At 35.3% G+C, this 16,512-nt stretch carries 15 protein-coding genes; 12 read left to right on the top strand and 3 right to left on the bottom strand.

The window, feature by feature from the left end; genetic code table 11:
• Positions 1 to 55: 55 nt before the first annotated feature.
• Genes DIT68_RS09240 through DIT68_RS09250 form a run of 3 tightly spaced genes read left to right on the top strand, consistent with a single transcriptional unit; the run spans position 56 to position 3,974 of the window.
• Positions 56 to 1,447, top strand: coding sequence for a dipeptidase (locus DIT68_RS09240; protein ID WP_109359512.1), 1,392 nt, complete (start codon positions 56 to 58; stop codon positions 1,445 to 1,447).
• Positions 1,447 to 1,929: an NDR1/HIN1-like protein gene (locus tag DIT68_RS09245; protein ID WP_109359513.1), complete on the top strand. Its 483-nt coding sequence runs from the start codon at positions 1,447 to 1,449 to the stop codon at positions 1,927 to 1,929. Before DIT68_RS09240 ends, DIT68_RS09245 begins: the two co-directional genes overlap by 1 nt.
• 23 nt (positions 1,930 to 1,952) lie before the next feature.
• Positions 1,953 to 3,974: a thioredoxin domain-containing protein gene (locus DIT68_RS09250; protein WP_109359514.1), complete on the top strand. Its 2,022-nt coding sequence runs from the start codon at positions 1,953 to 1,955 to the stop codon at positions 3,972 to 3,974.
• Between the two features lie 166 nt (positions 3,975 to 4,140).
• Here DIT68_RS09250 and DIT68_RS09255 read toward each other — a convergent pair whose 3' ends face one another.
• The gene (locus tag DIT68_RS09255) at positions 4,141 to 4,503 is read right to left on the bottom strand and encodes a hypothetical protein (protein WP_109359515.1); all 363 of its coding nucleotides are present in this window, start codon (positions 4,501 to 4,503) and stop codon (positions 4,141 to 4,143) included.
• A 184-nt stretch (positions 4,504 to 4,687) separates the two neighbouring features.
• On the opposite strand from DIT68_RS09255, the gene DIT68_RS09265 reads away from it, so the two are divergent.
• From DIT68_RS09265 to DIT68_RS09290, 6 genes are all read left to right on the top strand, one after another.
• A complete protein-coding gene (locus tag DIT68_RS09265) occupies positions 4,688 to 5,272 on the top strand; it encodes a ribonuclease HII (RefSeq protein WP_109359517.1) in 585 nt (194 codons plus the stop codon).
• Positions 5,273 to 5,352: 80 nt separating this feature from the next.
• Positions 5,353 to 7,530 (top strand): hypothetical protein, encoded by a 2,178-nt coding sequence (locus tag DIT68_RS09270; RefSeq protein WP_109359518.1) that lies wholly within the window; start codon positions 5,353 to 5,355, stop codon positions 7,528 to 7,530.
• Positions 7,531 to 7,552: 22 nt separating this feature from the next.
• Positions 7,553 to 8,383, top strand: coding sequence for a hypothetical protein (locus DIT68_RS09275; RefSeq protein WP_109359519.1), 831 nt, complete (start codon positions 7,553 to 7,555; stop codon positions 8,381 to 8,383).
• Between the two features lie 44 nt (positions 8,384 to 8,427).
• On the top strand, positions 8,428 to 9,267 hold the full coding sequence (gene nadC / locus DIT68_RS09280) for a carboxylating nicotinate-nucleotide diphosphorylase (RefSeq protein ID WP_109359520.1): 840 nt from the start codon (positions 8,428 to 8,430) through the stop codon (positions 9,265 to 9,267).
• Between the two features lie 16 nt (positions 9,268 to 9,283).
• Positions 9,284 to 9,766 carry a hypothetical protein gene (locus tag DIT68_RS09285; protein ID WP_109359521.1) on the top strand — a complete coding sequence of 161 codons (483 nt, stop codon included), beginning with the start codon at positions 9,284 to 9,286 and terminating at the stop codon, positions 9,764 to 9,766.
• A gap of 17 nt (positions 9,767 to 9,783) precedes the next feature.
• Positions 9,784 to 10,191, top strand: coding sequence for a PaaI family thioesterase (locus DIT68_RS09290; protein ID WP_109359522.1), 408 nt, complete (start codon positions 9,784 to 9,786; stop codon positions 10,189 to 10,191).
• A gap of 275 nt (positions 10,192 to 10,466) precedes the next feature.
• Here the strand turns inward: DIT68_RS09290 and DIT68_RS09295 are convergent, their stop codons facing one another.
• Positions 10,467 to 11,843, bottom strand: a complete 1,377-nt coding sequence (locus tag DIT68_RS09295; RefSeq protein WP_109359523.1) for an aldehyde dehydrogenase — start codon at positions 11,841 to 11,843, stop codon at positions 10,467 to 10,469.
• Between the two features lie 230 nt (positions 11,844 to 12,073).
• Between DIT68_RS09295 and DIT68_RS09300 the strand changes: the two genes are divergently transcribed.
• Positions 12,074 to 13,519 (top strand): oligosaccharide flippase family protein, encoded by a 1,446-nt coding sequence (locus DIT68_RS09300; RefSeq protein ID WP_109359524.1) that lies wholly within the window; start codon positions 12,074 to 12,076, stop codon positions 13,517 to 13,519.
• 54 nt (positions 13,520 to 13,573) lie between these two features.
• Here the strand turns inward: DIT68_RS09300 and DIT68_RS09305 are convergent, their stop codons facing one another.
• Complete coding sequence (locus DIT68_RS09305; RefSeq protein WP_109359525.1) at positions 13,574 to 13,891, bottom strand: hypothetical protein; 318 nt, start codon at positions 13,889 to 13,891, stop codon at positions 13,574 to 13,576.
• Positions 13,892 to 14,220: 329 nt separating this feature from the next.
• Between DIT68_RS09305 and DIT68_RS09310 the strand changes: the two genes are divergently transcribed.
• Both DIT68_RS09310 and DIT68_RS09315 read left to right on the top strand, forming a co-directional pair.
• Positions 14,221 to 15,513, top strand: coding sequence for an aminopeptidase P family protein (locus tag DIT68_RS09310; protein ID WP_109359526.1), 1,293 nt, complete (start codon positions 14,221 to 14,223; stop codon positions 15,511 to 15,513).
• Between the two features lie 12 nt (positions 15,514 to 15,525).
• Entirely contained in the window at positions 15,526 to 16,350 is an 825-nt protein-coding gene (locus DIT68_RS09315; protein WP_109359527.1) for an alpha/beta fold hydrolase, read from the top strand.
• Positions 16,351 to 16,512 lie beyond the last annotated feature (162 nt).

Consider the following 16,512-nt stretch of genomic DNA (forward strand, 5'->3'; position numbering starts at 1 on the left):
AGTTCGCTTCTCATAAATTGTGATAATTTCATAACTTTACGAAAAAAGAAAATTCATGAAAAAGACACAAGACTTTATACAAAATAATCAACAACGATTTTTAGACGAATTATTTGAACTTTTAAGAATTCCATCAGTATCTGCTGATCCTGCGCACAATGGAGATGTAAGAAAAGGAGCTGAATTGGTGGCTCAACACCTAACAGAAGCCGGAGCAGATAAAGTGGAAGTTTGTGATACTGCAGGACACCCTATTGTCTATGGAGAAAAAATTATAGACCCTAGCTTACCCACAGTTTTGGTTTACGGACATTATGATGTGCAACCAGCAGACCCAATTGAATTATGGGATTCACCTGCATTCGAACCGGTTATTAAAAAAACAGATATTCACCCAGACGGAGCAATATTTGCACGTGGAGCTTGTGATGATAAAGGACAAGTTTTCATGCATATCAAAGCTTTTGAAGCCATGAGTAAAAGCGGAGAATTGCCATGTAATGTGAAATTCATGATCGAGGGTGAAGAAGAAGTAGGGAGTGAAAACTTGGGTGTGTTTATTAAAGAACATACTGAGAGACTTGCTGCAGACATAATTCTGGTCTCTGATACTGGAATTATTTCCAATGACAATCCATCAATAACAACGGGTTTACGAGGATTAAGTTACGTTGAAGTTGAGGTTACGGGTCCAAACCGCGATTTACATTCTGGACTATATGGTGGAGCGGTGGCTAACCCAATCAATGTGCTATCAGATATGATTTCGCAACTACAAGACGATAAACATAAAATTACAATTCCAGGTTTCTATGATAAAGTGGAAGTAATCTCTGAAGAAGAAAGAGCTGAAATGGCCAAAGCACCTTATGACGAGGAAGAGTATAAATCTTCAATCGACATTAAAAATGTGCAAGGTGAAGAAGGATATTCAACACGCGAAAGAGCTTCTATTCGACCAACTTTAGATGTGAATGGAATTTGGGGTGGTTATATTGGAGAAGGAGCAAAAACAGTTCTTCCTTCAAAAGCGTTTGCTAAAATTTCTATGCGTTTGGTCCCTCATCAAGAACCAGAGGAAATTACAGCTCAATTTAAAGACTATTTTGAAAGCATTGCACCAGATTCTGTTACCGTAAAGGTAAATCCACATCACGGAGGTTTACCCGCTGTAACGCCAATTGATTCAGACGGATATATGGCAGCGAGCAATGCGATGGAAAAAACATTCGGTAAAAAACCAGTTCCATTAAGAAGTGGAGGAAGTATTCCAATTGTAGCACTATTTGAACAAGTACTTGGATTGAAAACAGTTTTAATGGGCTTCGGATTAAACAGTGATGCTATTCACTCGCCAAATGAGCATTATGGATTATTTAATTTCTACAAGGGAATTGAGACGATTCCTTACTTTTTTGAAGAATTCACGAAATTAAGCCAAAAATAATGAGAAGTATACAATTCATTTCAGCCCTGTTTGCGATTTTATTTATCGCAACGGGCTGCATGGAGAATCCACAATTTAAAGGAGTTTCCAACTTCAAAATTGATGAAGTCAATAGAGAAAAGGTTTCATTTAATGTGGATGTTTCTGCTTTTAATCCGAATGGATACAGTTTGAAAGTACGAAAGTCTGACTTCAATTTGTACCTCAATGATTTATATGTTGGTCAAGCTTTTTTACTTCAAAAGTATAAGATGAAAAGAAAGACCACAACTTTAGACAACGTACCCGTCGAAATTCTACTTGAAAAAGGAGTTTTCATGAAGCTAATGAAAATAGCCATGGGCGGAACAGTAAAACTGAGAATGGAAGGAACATTAAAAGCTTCTGCACTTGGAATTCCTGTGAGAAAACAAATCGACCAAACAAGAGAAGTTAATCTATCCGACTTAAATATCAACTTTAGACAATTACTTGGTTTTTAAAAAATAGTTTTAAAACAGTTAAAATGGCAAAGCATACCAACGAACTCATCAATTCCAGTAGTCCTTATTTACTGCAACACGCTCACAATCCTGTAAATTGGGTTGAATGGAGTGACGTTGCTTTCGAAAAGGCAAAAAACGAAAACAAACTAATCTTAATTAGCGTTGGATATTCCGCTTGTCATTGGTGTCATGTCATGGAGCGCGAAAGTTTCGAAAACGAAGAGGTTGCAGCGTTGATGAATGAATACCTCGTTTGTATAAAAGTGGATAGAGAGGAGCGACCAGATGTTGATCAAATTTACATGAATGCAGTTCAGCTGATGACCCAACAGGGTGGCTGGCCATTAAATTGTTTTGCTCTGCCCGATGGAAGGCCTATATACGGAGGAACGTACTTCAAAAAAGACCAGTGGATGTCCATTATTGAACAACTTTGGAGTACCTACAAAAAAGACAGAAAACGAGTTCTAGAGTATGCGAAGCAATTAACCGATGGAGTGATCAATTCAGAGTTGATTGAGGCGGTTGAATCAAAAGAAGAATTTGAGCCTGCCCGCCTTGAAGAATTGGTACAAAAATGGAAGCAGAATTTTGATTTTGATGAAGGAGGAAACAACAGAGCACCGAAATTTCCCATGCCAAATAATTGGGAATTCCTTTTAAATTACGGTGTCATAAAAAATGACAAAACCATCCTTAATCACGCGCACAAAACCATAAGAAAAATGGCCTTGGGTGGAATTTACGATCAATTAGGAGGAGGGTTCTCGCGCTATTCTGTTGATGATTTATGGAAAGTTCCACATTTCGAAAAAATGCTTTATGACAATGGTCAACTCTTGTCTTTATACGCGAAAGCATACCAACATTCTGGCAACGCGCTTTATAAAGATGTTCTGGACCAAACGATCGCCTGGTTATTGAGAGAAATGAGACATTCTGATAACGGTTTCTACTCTGCATTAGATGCCGACTCAGAAGGTATTGAAGGAAAGTACTACACTTGGAAAAAAGAAGAGTTGAAAGCTATTTTAGGTGACGATTTTGAATGGTTTGCTGAATTTTATAATATTAACCCAAAAGGATATTGGGAAGAGGGAGTTTATATTCTTTTGCGTTCTTTCACTAAAAAAGAATGGTGTGAATTGAAAAAGATCAACCTTGAAGATTTTGAAAAACAAATTTCAGAAGTTCACGAAAAACTAAATAAAGCTAGAAATAAACGAATTCGACCGGGATTAGACGACAAACAACTGACTGCGTGGAATGCGATGACTGTAAAAGGACTGGTAGACGCAGGTTTGGCTTTGCAAAACGAAACTTACATTCAAGAAGCAAAAAATACCGCCAACTGGATTTTGGAGCACCAAATGAATGAAGAAACAGGGCAATTGTTTCGCACAAGGAAAGATGGTGTTTCAAAAATAAATGGATTTCTAGAGGATTACGCCAATGTTATCGATACTTTTATTGCATTATACGAAGCTACATTTGAAGTCATTTGGATAGAAAAAGCGAATCAAATCATGGATTTCACGATAGCACATTTCTTTGATGACCAATCAAAAATGTTCTTTTTTACTGATAAAGACACAGACCTACTCACAAGAAAGCTAGAAGTAAATGACAATGTAATTCCTGCATCAAACAGTATTATGGCAAGGAATTTATTTCGATTAAGTAAGCTCAATCATCTGACAAAATATAGGGAAATGTCACAACAGATGCTTTCCAACATCTATGACTTAATGCCTGCTTATGGTTCTGGCTACTCCAATTGGGCAATGTTGGCCTTGTCCTTTACCGAGAAATTTTACGAAGTAGCCATTACTGGCGAAAATTCAACCGAAAAACGTTTTGAATTAGGGAATTATTACATTCCCAATGCGCTATTTGCAGGAGGAAAGGAAATGAACATTCCTTTTTTGGAGGATAAATCTTTCACCCAAGAAAGTACAATCTACGTATGTGAGAATTTTAGTTGCCAAGCACCTACTCAATCTTTAGAAGAGACCGTTTTAAAACTAAAAGCTAGGATTTGATGACTGCTATTTAAAGATTGAAGAAAATAATTTGTAGTGTAAAGATTAAGGCCTCCAACAGTTATCACGTCTCGTGATCACAATTTAGTGTCAAAAATATTAAGAGTAAACCATAAAAAAAGCTCACCTATTAAAGTGAGCTTTGATATAAATATTGTTTTGAATTTTATTCCAAGTAATTGGCGTAGAACTCCATAATGGTGAAATCTTTTCCTTCGAAGTTTACAGTTCTCACACCAGTAGAAAGTAAAAATCTTGAAATTACTCTTCGCGGCTGATCGGCCTGAGGCAAAATATTAATTTTTGCAAGCTTACTTTCAGGTGAAAAATCTACTGTAAAATAGTCCGTGTAATACTGTGCAGATTTATCAACCACTTCGGAAGTAACTTCACTTGGCATTTTAAAGGTTACAAAATTTTTATCCAGATTTTCCTTTAGCGTCGCTGCAGTCCCTTCAACATAAGCTGTTTGAGCGAATCCAACTCCCGTAAAAATCATTATGGCGAATAGTAATATTAATTTTTTCATAGTTCCATGTTTAATATAAAGACTAAAATTGCAAATAAAAAGTTGCCTTTACAACAAATTACTTGTCTTTTTTTATTATTCATCAGTTCAAAAACAAGAATGTTTGTATCTGAACATCCTGTTTCCACTTACTTTACAAAGCTTATGCCAAATAAAATAGTCATTTTTGCAAAAACTCAAATCAATGAATCCTTTTTTTTCACCAGATAAAATAGAAGCTGGATGCGACGAAGCTGGCAGAGGCTGTCTAGCAGGCCCCGTAGTTGCAGCTGCAGTAATTCTCCCAAAAAAACATGGAATTAAAGCCCTCAACGATTCCAAACAAATCAGCGAGAAAAAAAGACAAGAACTTGTTCCTATTATTAAAGAAAAGGCAATTGCTTACGGGATATCTTTTATTGACCAAGCAAAAATTGACGAAATCAACATTCTCAATGCCAGTTTTCTGGCCATGCATCAAGCTATTGACGCGTTGAATGTTCGTCCAGAATTATTACTCATAGACGGCAACCGATTCACCCCCTACCCTAACATTGCGCATGAATGCATTATTAAAGGAGATAGTTTATACCAAAGTATTGCGGCTGCTTCAATTCTAGCAAAAGAAGCTCGTGATGATTTCATGAGGGAATTACACATGAAAAGACCCGTCTATAATTGGCAAAAAAATAAAGGTTACCCTACAAAGGAACATAAGCAAGCACTGATAGAGCACGGAGTTACGGAATACCACAGAAAATCGTTTACACTTTTTACAAAGACAAAGTAAAAACAATAAATCTTTAATAATTATAGTCAAAGCATGATGAATGTTTATTTTTAAGCTTTAGTTTTGAAAAAAATAGACGAATGAAACGTTTCCTTCTTATTTGCATTGTTTTAAGTGCTGTTCTCTGGATTGGCTATTCTAGCTATGAGCTGTGGTTAAACACCGATAATTCTATTCATCCAGAACAAGTTTTCTGTGAAGAAGATGAATCTATATTGCTTATTCATAAATACAGCGAAACAAAAAACGCAAACTATTTTTCAGCCATAGACAAAAATCCTTTGGCGCTGTCCCTAAACAATCTAGAAGAATTAGCTTACCTCAATGCAAAAATTTATGCCAGTGGAAATCGTGCGATTGTCATTTTTGAGAAAGACACCAAATGGAAAACAGAAGAAATTGATCACATAAAGTCTTTTTTTAAGCTCAATAATTTAGATTTTAAAGTCGAAGCTGGACATTTAATGATTTCTCAAAATTACCAGCCTTGTCAAAAAGAAAGCGATAAAAACAAAATCGACTTTCTTATTGAAGGAGATAAAAAAGCATCAGCTAATTTCTGGACCCAAGAAGAAACCCAATGGAAAAGAACAGATGTCTATAATCTGAACAAAGGTTTTTTTGAGTACAGATCTAGTGATCCAAGATCAATTTATGGAAACGCTATTCAAGATATCCCCATGTTTGTTTCTGTTATTCCTTACACCAGCTCTTCCTACCTCTTCAAAGAACGTTTTTATGCCGCTTCAACAGATTCTGTTTTCAAAAATGGACCAATGAATCTATGGGTAGACAAGGGGTTTGTAAGCATAGATTATGAAGGGCAACACCTTATCGTTAGTGATTACCGCTCTCAACAAAAGCCAAGTTTAATCCTTATTGAACAATCAAATAATGAAGACTCTGTAATGGTTATGGAGGATATGCATTCTTTTAGCGGCTTTCAATTAACGCAAGATTTCCCTAAAAAGAAAAACTCCAGGATTTATGTGATAGAGATTGAAGACAAAGTTTTATTCGTAGATTCCAAAAGTACTGCAAGAAAAATACTTGTGGACTATCAACTCGGAAAAACACTGGCATTAAGTCCAGAAAGACAAGAACAGTTTTTTGGAGGCCTACCTTCCCATGTGAATTTGAGAGATATTTCTGTAGATAAAAAAGCCAGTTTAACATGGAAAGACCAGCTTTTATTTGAAGTAAATACGAAACCACCAAACGAACAATTAAGCGTTCAAGATAAAACTACTTGGTCTACCTCGGTTGACCATGAGCCTTTCAACTTAGCGCCTATCACAGATCATTTAAGAAAAGGAACTTCTGTTTTGAGTTACAGCAGTTCAGGAAAATACGAACTCATTAGTCCAAACGGTAAAACCATTTGGAAAGGAGATTTAAAAGCGCCCATTAAAGGAGAAGTTCAAGTAATTGATGTTTTCGACAATAAAAAACACCAATTCTTGATCAGGACAGATAAACAAATTCACTTATTGGATTTGAATGGAAATACCGTTGGAGGATTCCCATATCAATCTGAGCACCTATTAACTTCAAACATCAGCGATTTTGTTTGGAACGGAACAAAACGATTTTTAATTGGAAATGAAAAGGGGGAAATCATCATGCTGAACAGCGCAGGGATGGAATTGAACATTATTCAATTAGGAAAAGAAGCAATCATCTCCACTCCTTATGCTTTAAACATAAGAGGAAATCTGCGTGTTTGGGCAGTTAATTCAGGTTTACAAGAACTTCTGGGCTACCTAGAAACTCCTGCCAAAGCTTCTGTACTCGGAAAAACCAGCGCTCAACACTCCATAAAGCACAGAGGAAAAGTGATTTCCTACTTTGAAAAAGAGGGCAAAATTTACAGTCAGCTTTTAAAATCTGACGGGAAAAATGAAGACGTAAAAATGTTAGATGAAGGAAAACTTTTCCATGTTAATGACCAGCACCTTGTAATTGCAAGTGACAATTACTTTAAGGTGATGAATCACAATCATGACATTATTTACAGTAAACAGTTGCCATTTAACGAAGTGGGAAGCTTTATTTATATAGATGAAAAGTCTTTGGTTACCGTTTTAGATTATCTTCAAAATAAAATTCATGCCTACGACAAAACTGGCGAAGAATTAGAGGCATATCCAAAGGAAGGACGAAATCAATCTTTTACAGCGTATAACAAATACGATAAAACGTTGTATACATATACCATCATATCAAAATCCATCATTTGCTTTAAAAGTAAAATATAATTCTTAAAACACTGAAATCGAAATGAAAAGAACAATAACTATTTTTAGCGCGCTTTTATTGGGAACCATCATAGGCTCTTGCGATCAAAAAGAGGTTCAAGATACTTCAAGTGAAAGTCTTGAAACAATTCAAGAAACGGAAGAAAATCACTCATTTTTGGAAGAATACCCGAATGCAAAAAAAATGAAAGAAATAGATATGCGCATTGATCCCGAAAATCGAGTTGAATCTTTGTATTGGGAAAAACAAAGCAAAAACGGTTCGGAATTCACTCAAGTAGTGGCTTACCTCAATGAAGATGGATTACCAATGAAAATCACGGAACACTTCGTGGATGGTAATTATCAACCCGAAGGGAGAAGGCATTACTATTTAGACGAGAATAAACTTATTGCTTTTTCAGAAGAATCTAATCAATGGATTGACTCATTGAACACTAATTACTCTGAAAAAAGAACAATTTATAACGCAGCAGAACCTGTGATTTCTCAGGTTCGTTATGCAGACAGTTATGACGAAATTGAAGATGTACAATGGAAAAACATTAGAGCCGAACACCATTCATTAAAGAAAGTAAATAAAATCCTTTCTGGTGTGGAAGAATTTCAGCCGCATTTCATAAGCGTAATAAAGACGGATCAGCTCTTCTTGCTTTTGGGTGAAGCAAAACCACAAACAGAAGAACGCTACACCACGGCTGTTCGTGTAGATGAAATGACCCCATTCATAAAGGATTTACTTGAAAATTTAGACAAATATAAATTTAGACCCGTTGAAATCGCATTTGAGGTTGTAGGAGGAAATAACACGCCAGAATATCGCGTTTTAACCAATATTGCTTGGAAAGAGTAGACAGAAGTTAGAAAGCAATCCATTATTCTCATTAATTTTACAAAATGATTGATCAAATAATAAAATTCGCATTCGAAGAAGATATTCAAGATGGAGACCACACCTCATTGTCTTGTGTACCCGCAAACGCAAAAGGAAAAGCCAAATTACTAGTAAAAGAAGATGGAATTCTCGCTGGAATAGAATTGGCCGAACGCATCTTCAACTATTACGATGCTGATTTAAAAATCACGAAATTCATCAACGATGGTGAGAAAATAAAAATAGGTGATATTGCTTTCGAAATTGAAGGGAAATCTCAATCTATTTTAGCCACAGAGCGAATCGTGTTGAACTTTATGCAGAGAATGAGTGCCATTGCAACGCAGACCAGAAAAATTGCTGACAGCATTGATCACACAGATGCAAAATTATTAGACACAAGAAAAACTACTCCGGGAATAAGAGCGATAGAAAAATGGGCCGTGAAAATTGGCGGTGGTCACAATCACAGATTTGGTTTGTATGATATGATTATGATTAAAGATAATCACATTGATTACTCTGGTGGTATAGAAGCGGCGATTACAAAAGCCAATGCATACATCAAAGAAAAAAATCTGGATATAAAAATTGAAATTGAAGTTCGCGATGAGCAAGAACTCGATGAAGTTTTGGCCATTGGAAATGTAGACAGAGTAATGCTCGACAATTTTACTCCAGCAAAGATTAAAGAAGTATTAGCGAAAATTCCTTCGCACATAGAAACGGAAGCTTCTGGAGGAATTACCCAAGAAAACATTGTAGGATATGCAGAAACAGGAATTAACTTCATTTCCTCTGGAGCACTTACACATTCAGTAAAATCAATGGATTTAAGCTTAAAAGCAGTTTACGAAAAATAAATTTACAATTATAGAAATGACTCAAATTACAGAGAAATACATTACCGAAGCAACGCTAAAAATAGACGGATTAACCGAAGATAGTTTAGAAAAATTATCAGAAGCACATGTACTTGCACAAGAAGCTTTTGTAGGCTATATATTATCTTCTGCCGTTGAATATGAAAACGACGCTTTATTAGATTATCTAATTTATTACTTCAACATCTTTTCTGAAGCTTTCGCCTTACAAGGTGTAAAAATGAACAAGATTGATGAAGCCATGATTGACGAATTTCAAGAAGAATACATTCAAACTTTGGATGAATACATGGAAACCGATGACGAGGATTTAATCGGAAGTTTATGTAATCAACCTATGATGGTTTCTTTCTTGTTGCATGAAATTACTGGCGAAGACGAAACAGGTGAAGTAATGGAAGAAGATTTAGCATCGCACGTATTTATCGTTGGAGTGGCTTTAATTGCGCTAATGAATCGTGCTATCGTTAGAGATTAGAATTTTATAAAAAAGCAATGGAAGCAAAAGCGATTGTTCAAAAAATGATGGAAAAGGATGCCTTTTCTCAATGGCTGAACATCGAAGTGCTTGAGATAAAACCCGGATTTTGTAAACTAAAAACCGTTGTTGCACCAGAAATGGTCAATGGATTCAACATTGCACACGGTGGAATTTCTTACAGTCTTTCGGATTCAGCACTCGCTTTTGCAGCCAATGCCCATGGAAAACAATGTGTGAGCATTGAAACTTCTATTTCTCACACAAGACCAGCCAAAATCGGCGACGTTTTAACTGCCATTTGCACCGAAATGAACCGCGGAAGAACAATTGGAATTTACCAAGTTGTAGTTACGAATCAACAGGAAAAGAAAATTGCGCTTTTTAAAGGGATTGTTCATGTTTCCGAGAAGGAATGGGAGTGAAAAAATGAATTTTTTGAATTACATTGTGTTTTAATAATGACAAGGGCGATTTGTAAATCGTCCTTACATTATCTCTTCGGATAATGATCTCTCTTTGATGATCTAGTACGGACGATTTACAAATCGTCCCTACATTATCTCTTCGATCAATGTTTTTTTGTTTTGATGGTGGGGTGGGAATAAAGGTAAAATTACAGTTTTGGCATCTAAGATTGGTAAAGGAATGTTTATTTATTCACGTGCAACGCAGAAAGCGGATTTTATATCCAACAAAATTATGCTCCCATAATCCAGCGGACAATCTTCAACTTCTTCATCGAATATGGCGGATATTTCACACTTGGATCCAGCCATGTTGCTTTATCTAAGACACTTTTCTGATGAGTAAAAGCATCGAAACCGGCTTTTCCGTGGTAATTTCCCATTCCGCTATTCCCTACTCCACCAAATGGCAACTTAGGATTTGCAATGTGCATTACAGCATCGTTTACTGCTCCACCTCCAAAAGAAATTTCATCCAAAATGCGCGTCTTTACAGCACTTTCTCCTGTAAAAATATAGCACGATAACGGTTTAGCTAGCTTTTTGACTGCTCCTATTGCTTCAGATAAATTATCAAAAGTCAGCACAGGTAAGATAGGACCAAAGATTTCCTCTTCCATTATTTTGTCTGAAAAGTCTACATCACTCATTATCGTTGGTGGAAAATAGCGAGATGTTACATCAAAGTCTCCAGAATAATAGATTTTTTCTTCCGAAATCATTCCCTTTAAACGTTGGTAATTTTTATCGTCAATGATTTGAACATAATTATCGTTTTTAAACGAAAAGTCCATTTCCAGAATTCTTTCTTTCAGTTTTTGAAGGAATTTATCTTTAATTGAAGATTCTACCATTACATAATCTGGCGCAATACAGGTTTGTCCAGCATTTAAGAATTTCCCCCAAACAATTCTATTTACGGTGACATCCAAACTGCAACTTGCAGTAACAAAAGCAGGACTTTTCCCGCCCAACTCAAGAGTAACGGGAGTTAAATGTTCAGCTGCCGCTTTGTAAACAATTCGACCGACATTTACACTTCCAGTAAAAAATATTTTATCCCATTTTAACTCGAGCAGATTTGTGGTCACTTCCACTCCACCTTCTACGACGTGGAAAAATGATTTCTCGAAATTAGAATTTACAATTTCAGCAATACTATTACTGGTCGCAGAAGGAATTTCACTGGGTTTTAAAACAACCGTATTTCCTGCAGCAATGGCAGCAATTACAGGGGCAAAAGAAAGTTGAATTGGATAATTCCAAGCACCAATCACCAAACATGTTCCCAATGGTTCTGGATAGATATAACTTTTGGCCGGAAAATTTAGAAGATTGGTTCCCACCCTTTTTCGCTTCGACCATTTTTGAACTTTAGAAACCGCTTCGTCAATATCAGTGTACAAAAGTGCTAATTCAGTAGTAAAAGTATCAAATTTTGATTTCTTAAAATCCTTATAAATTGCTTCATACAATTCATCTTCCTTCGATTTTAAAATTGATTTTAATTTCTTTAATTTCTGAACTCTATAGCCAATTTCTTTGGTTGAATTGGTATTAAAAAGTACATTTTGTTCCTTTATGAGTGCCTTTAAATCATCTTTTTCCATGCTTAAAAATATCAATTATAGTTGAATAACAAGTCAGAATTATGATTTGTTGTGGATAGTGACTTATTGCAAATAAATCATTTTTGATTTTAAAAGCTTTTGGAAAATTCTCAGGCGCTTAATAGATATAACGAACCAACATTAGAAGTTGAACAATTCACTTCTCGTCCAACATCTTAGCTTAACCATTCCTTTTATTATATTTACGACCTTATACTAAGGTGTCTTTCATGCAAAAGAAATTTTTCAGTAATCTATTTTTTATCATTCTGCTTAATCTGCTGATCAAGCCATTTTATATTTTTGGTATTGATGTGCAAGTGCAGAATATTGTGGGCGCAGAAGATTACGGTTTATACTTTTCTTTACTCAACTTTTCGTTTTTACTCAATATGTTTTTGGACATTGGAGTAACGAATTACAACACCAAAAACACCGCTCAGAATCCGAATACATTAACCAAGTACATCGGTTCTTTTTTTGGTTTAAAAATAATGCTAGGCCTTCTTTACGCTGTTATTTCCATCGGATTTGCTTTGATTTTGGGCTATTCTGATCGGGAAATGTATTTATTGAGCTTCTTTATTCTCAATCAAATATTTTTAGGACTTATTCTTTACCTCCGAAGTAATTTCGCGGGTTTGCACCTGTTTAAACTCGATGCCATACTCTCAGTTCTTGATCGATTACTGCTCATCATCATTTCTCTGTTTCTCATTTATGGATATTGGTTTCAGCAAGGTTTCCAAATCGAATGGTTTATTTATGCCCAAACTTTCGCCTACGGAACAACATTTATTATAGGCGTAATTTTAACAAGATCCAAAATTGGGAAAATTAAAATTAAAGCCAATAAAGTGCTTTCTATGGCCATTTTAAAGAAAAGTACACCATTCGCTATTTTAATACTTTTGATGATGCTGTACACCAGAATGGATGCAGTAATGTTGGAAAGAATGCTACCCAACGGTAAAGAACAAGCGGGAATTTATGCCCAAGGATTTAGATTATTGGACGCCGTAAATATGTTTGCTTTTTTGGTTGCCGGATTGCTTCTACCAATGTTTGCAAGACTCATAGGAGAAAAAAGTCCTGTGAAACCCATTTTACAAGTAGCTGGGAAATTCTTAATTGGAGTTTCTATTATAGTGGGATTTGGTTTAGCCATCAATTCAGAATTAACGATTTCCACGATATACACAAACAACATTGAAATCGCATCTTCGGTATTCTTTTGGTTAATTTTAAGTTTTATTCCATTATCATTTTCGCATGTTTTTGGAACCTTACTCACCGCGAACAACAATTTAAGACTGCTGAATCAAATGGCAATTTTTGGAGTCGCTTTAAATGTTGGGTTAAACCTAGTCTTAATTCCTAGAATGGAAGCCCAAGGTGCAGCAATTGCAACGATAATTACGCAGTCCGTAACGGCTTTATTCCAGTTAATTCTGGTTATGCGGGTTTTCAAATTTTCTATTCATTGGAACAGTGTTTCAAGACTCGCAGTATTTATTGCGATTTACGTTCCAACGGCATTCCTATTGCATCAAAACTTCAATCAACTGTGGAGTTTACTGGCAACTATAGGAGTAGGATTTTCTTTATTGATTGTATTAAAACTACTGCATTTTAAAGACCTTTTAGATTTAGTTAAATCAAAAAACAGTAATTAACTTTAAAGAAAACTGTTTGTTTTTTAATTTAAAAAGTGATCTCATAAAGTCAAATTAAGCTCTAATTTGTTTAATGCGTTGAAGTGGTGTAAATTCATTTATTACCACATTATCCCATCCTTTTTTCTCAAAATTCAAAGTGTACAACATTCCTTCCTCCGTTGGGTAATACTCAAAATCTTCTGTTAATGATAAGGAAAGTCCCTTTGCATTCAATTTTGCCAATAATTGATTTAAGTCCGTTGGTCCTAACATCAAAACAGTTTCAATAAGAATTTTTCCTTGAATAAACTGAACCTCTACCTCAGCCAATTGTGTACGCTCTTCGATTTGTATATGCTGAATTGTCATCTTGTTAAATACGCTTTTCATATCTTTTGTTTTTAATTACGGTACAAATCTAATACGGAAGAACGTAATCTATTTACGTTGTGAAAATTTAATTCAATGAGTCGATTATGGAATTATAGAAATATCAATTTGCACCAATCTTTAGGACGATTTGCAAATGCTCGAATCCCACAGAGCAGACGATTTTCAAATCGTCCCTACATTCAACTTCGATCAATCATTTTCCGAATTCCATTCAACGTATCATTAAATTCCCGTTAATTGCTTTATAAAAACCTATAGAATTCCTATCTTGCCCAAACGCTAGAAAAAGGGTGTTTTTCTAGCTTAAAACAGAAAAATACAAACCGATGAAATACGAAAGAATAGACAAAAGATTATTTGAAAGAAACCGAACTAAATTCATGCAGCAGATGAAAGAAAACACTGTTGCGGTTTTCAATTCCAACGATATTTATCCAATTAGTGCAGACAGTTCTATGCCATTTGAGCAACACAGAGATATTTTTTATTTATCTGGAGTTGACCAAGAAGAGAGTATATTGGTTTTATTTCCTGATGCTTCGGATCCAAAGCACAGAGAGGTTTTATTCTTGAAAGAAACAAATGACCACATTGCAGTTTGGGAAGGTGAAAAACTAACAAAAGAAGCTGCTTTTGAAAGTACTGGTGTAAAAACAGTGTATTGGTTGCAAGAATTTGATACGATTTTCAAGCAAATGATGGCAGAGGCTGAGGGAGTTTACTTCAACACCAACGAGCATTTAAGAGCGAATACGGAAACGCAAACAAGAGAAGACCGATTCATTAAAAAGTACAAAAAAATATATCCAGCACATCAGGTTCACAAAAGTGCACCAATTTTACACCGCATCAGAAGTGTAAAAGAAGACATCGAGCTGGACTTAATGCAAAAAGCGTGTGACATCACGGAAAAAGCATATAAACGAGTTTTAAAGTTTATTGAGCCAGGAGTTTGGGAACACGAAATAGAAGCTGAAATTATTCACGAATTTATTCGTAATCGCTCAAACGGATTCGCATACACTCCAATTATTGCCTCTGGTAAAAATGCCTGCGTTTTACATTACGTGGAAAACAACCAAGAGTGTAAAGATGGAGACGTAATTTTGATGGATTTTGGAGCCAAATATGCAAATTATGCTTCTGATCAAACACGTTCTGTTCCTGTAAGCGGTCGTTATAGTGCTCGTCAAAAAGAAGTTTACAACGCTGTTCTTCATGTAAAGAAAGAAGCAGAGAAACTTTTGGTTCCAGGAACATTAATTCCAGAATACCATAAGGAAGTGGGGCATTTAATGGAAGAACAATTATTAAAATTGAATTTACTTGACAAAACAGACATTAAAAATCAAGATCCAAATTGGCCAGCATACAAGAAGTACTTTATGCACGGAACATCTCACTTTATTGGTTTAGACACGCACGATTCGGGATTATATCACAAGCCAATCGAAGCAGGAATGGTTTTCACATGTGAACCGGGAATCTATATTCCAGAAGAAAATTTAGGAATTCGTTTAGAAGATGATTTGATCATTCAAGATGGAAAAGCGCCTAAAAACATGATGCCAGGATTGCCTTTGGAGCTTGAGGAGATAGAGGACTACATGAACAGTTAATGTCTATTAAAAATGAATGAAAAACAAAAATTAAATTACAGGATAGTCGGAGAAGGCTATCCTGTTGTTTTTTTACATGGATTTTTAGAATCCAATTCAATGTGGGAAAACGTAATTACTCAGCTTCCCAACATTCAAGCGATTTGCATTGAACTGCCCGGTCATGGAAAATCTGAATTATTGGACGAAAAATTAAGTTTATCGAATATTACTGAAGCGGTAAAAAGTACCATTTTAGAAATCAAAAAAGAAAAACAAGAAGAAAAACAAGAAGAAAAGAAAGACGGATTTTCGATTGTTGGACATTCGCTAGGAGGATATGTTGCTTTGCATTTGGCAGAGGATAAAGATTTAAAAATTGATCAAATCACATTATTACATTCCCACCCTTGGGCAGATTCTGAAAGTAAAAAAGTAGACAGAGGAAGAGTAGCTCGAATTGTTGAATACAACAAAATGCTCTTTTTAAAAGAAGCCATTCCAAGTTTATATTTCAAACCTGAATTTTTCGAAACAAAGATCAATCATTTGATAGAGGAAGCTTATGAAATGTCGGAAGAAGCCATTGTGCAAACTTTATTTGCGATGCGCAACAGAGAAGACAAAAGTGAGGTTTTAAGAAAATGGAAAGAAAGAATTCACATTATTCAAGGAGAGTTTGATTCTTTAATTGATGCCAAAACATTACAAAAGCAAGCGCTAGAAAGCGGAAATATTTTTCATCTCATAAAATCTATTGGTCACATGGGACATCATGAAAATGAAAAAGAGGTGATTAGCTTATTGACTTTCACAGAAAAAACTGAGAAAATCAACTCATCTCAAGGCTTTGATTAGAAAACTCTAAAACCAACACAATGCAGCATTTGGAGTTTCCTTGCAAAGACCAATTAGAATTAATTTCCATTATCATTGAAAACCCAGATATCAGTTAATTTAATTGAAGTGTATAATTTTTTCATGACGTTTAATTTTAAATTCATTACCAATATAGGCTCA

The organism is Brumimicrobium oceani (assembly GCF_003143775.1).
GTDB classification, from domain to species: domain Bacteria; phylum Bacteroidota; class Bacteroidia; order Flavobacteriales_D; family Crocinitomicaceae; genus Brumimicrobium; species Brumimicrobium oceani.

Excerpts from the sequence above, each read along its gene's own strand:
- DIT68_RS09270 (WP_109359518.1), top strand. The coding sequence starts at position 5,353 with ATGAAACGTTTCCTTCTTATTTGCATTGTTTTAAGTGCTGTTCTCTGG.
- DIT68_RS09305 (WP_109359525.1), bottom strand. The coding sequence starts at position 13,891 with ATGAAAAGCGTATTTAACAAGATGACAATTCAGCATATACAAATCGAA.
- DIT68_RS09315 (WP_109359527.1), top strand. The coding sequence starts at position 15,526 with ATGAATGAAAAACAAAAATTAAATTACAGGATAGTCGGAGAAGGCTAT.
- nadC (WP_109359520.1), top strand. The coding sequence starts at position 8,428 with ATGATTGATCAAATAATAAAATTCGCATTCGAAGAAGATATTCAAGAT.
- DIT68_RS09245 (WP_109359513.1), top strand. The coding sequence starts at position 1,447 with ATGAGAAGTATACAATTCATTTCAGCCCTGTTTGCGATTTTATTTATC.
- DIT68_RS09265 (WP_109359517.1), top strand. The coding sequence starts at position 4,688 with ATGAATCCTTTTTTTTCACCAGATAAAATAGAAGCTGGATGCGACGAA.
- DIT68_RS09290 (WP_109359522.1), top strand. The coding sequence starts at position 9,784 with ATGGAAGCAAAAGCGATTGTTCAAAAAATGATGGAAAAGGATGCCTTT.
- DIT68_RS09300 (WP_109359524.1), top strand. The coding sequence starts at position 12,074 with ATGCAAAAGAAATTTTTCAGTAATCTATTTTTTATCATTCTGCTTAAT.
- DIT68_RS09240 (WP_109359512.1), top strand. The coding sequence starts at position 56 with ATGAAAAAGACACAAGACTTTATACAAAATAATCAACAACGATTTTTA.
- DIT68_RS09295 (WP_109359523.1), bottom strand. The coding sequence starts at position 11,843 with ATGGAAAAAGATGATTTAAAGGCACTCATAAAGGAACAAAATGTACTT.
- DIT68_RS09255 (WP_109359515.1), bottom strand. The coding sequence starts at position 4,503 with ATGAAAAAATTAATATTACTATTCGCCATAATGATTTTTACGGGAGTT.
- DIT68_RS09275 (WP_109359519.1), top strand. The coding sequence starts at position 7,553 with ATGAAAAGAACAATAACTATTTTTAGCGCGCTTTTATTGGGAACCATC.
- DIT68_RS09310 (WP_109359526.1), top strand. The coding sequence starts at position 14,221 with ATGAAATACGAAAGAATAGACAAAAGATTATTTGAAAGAAACCGAACT.
- DIT68_RS09250 (WP_109359514.1), top strand. The coding sequence starts at position 1,953 with ATGGCAAAGCATACCAACGAACTCATCAATTCCAGTAGTCCTTATTTA.
- DIT68_RS09285 (WP_109359521.1), top strand. The coding sequence starts at position 9,284 with ATGACTCAAATTACAGAGAAATACATTACCGAAGCAACGCTAAAAATA.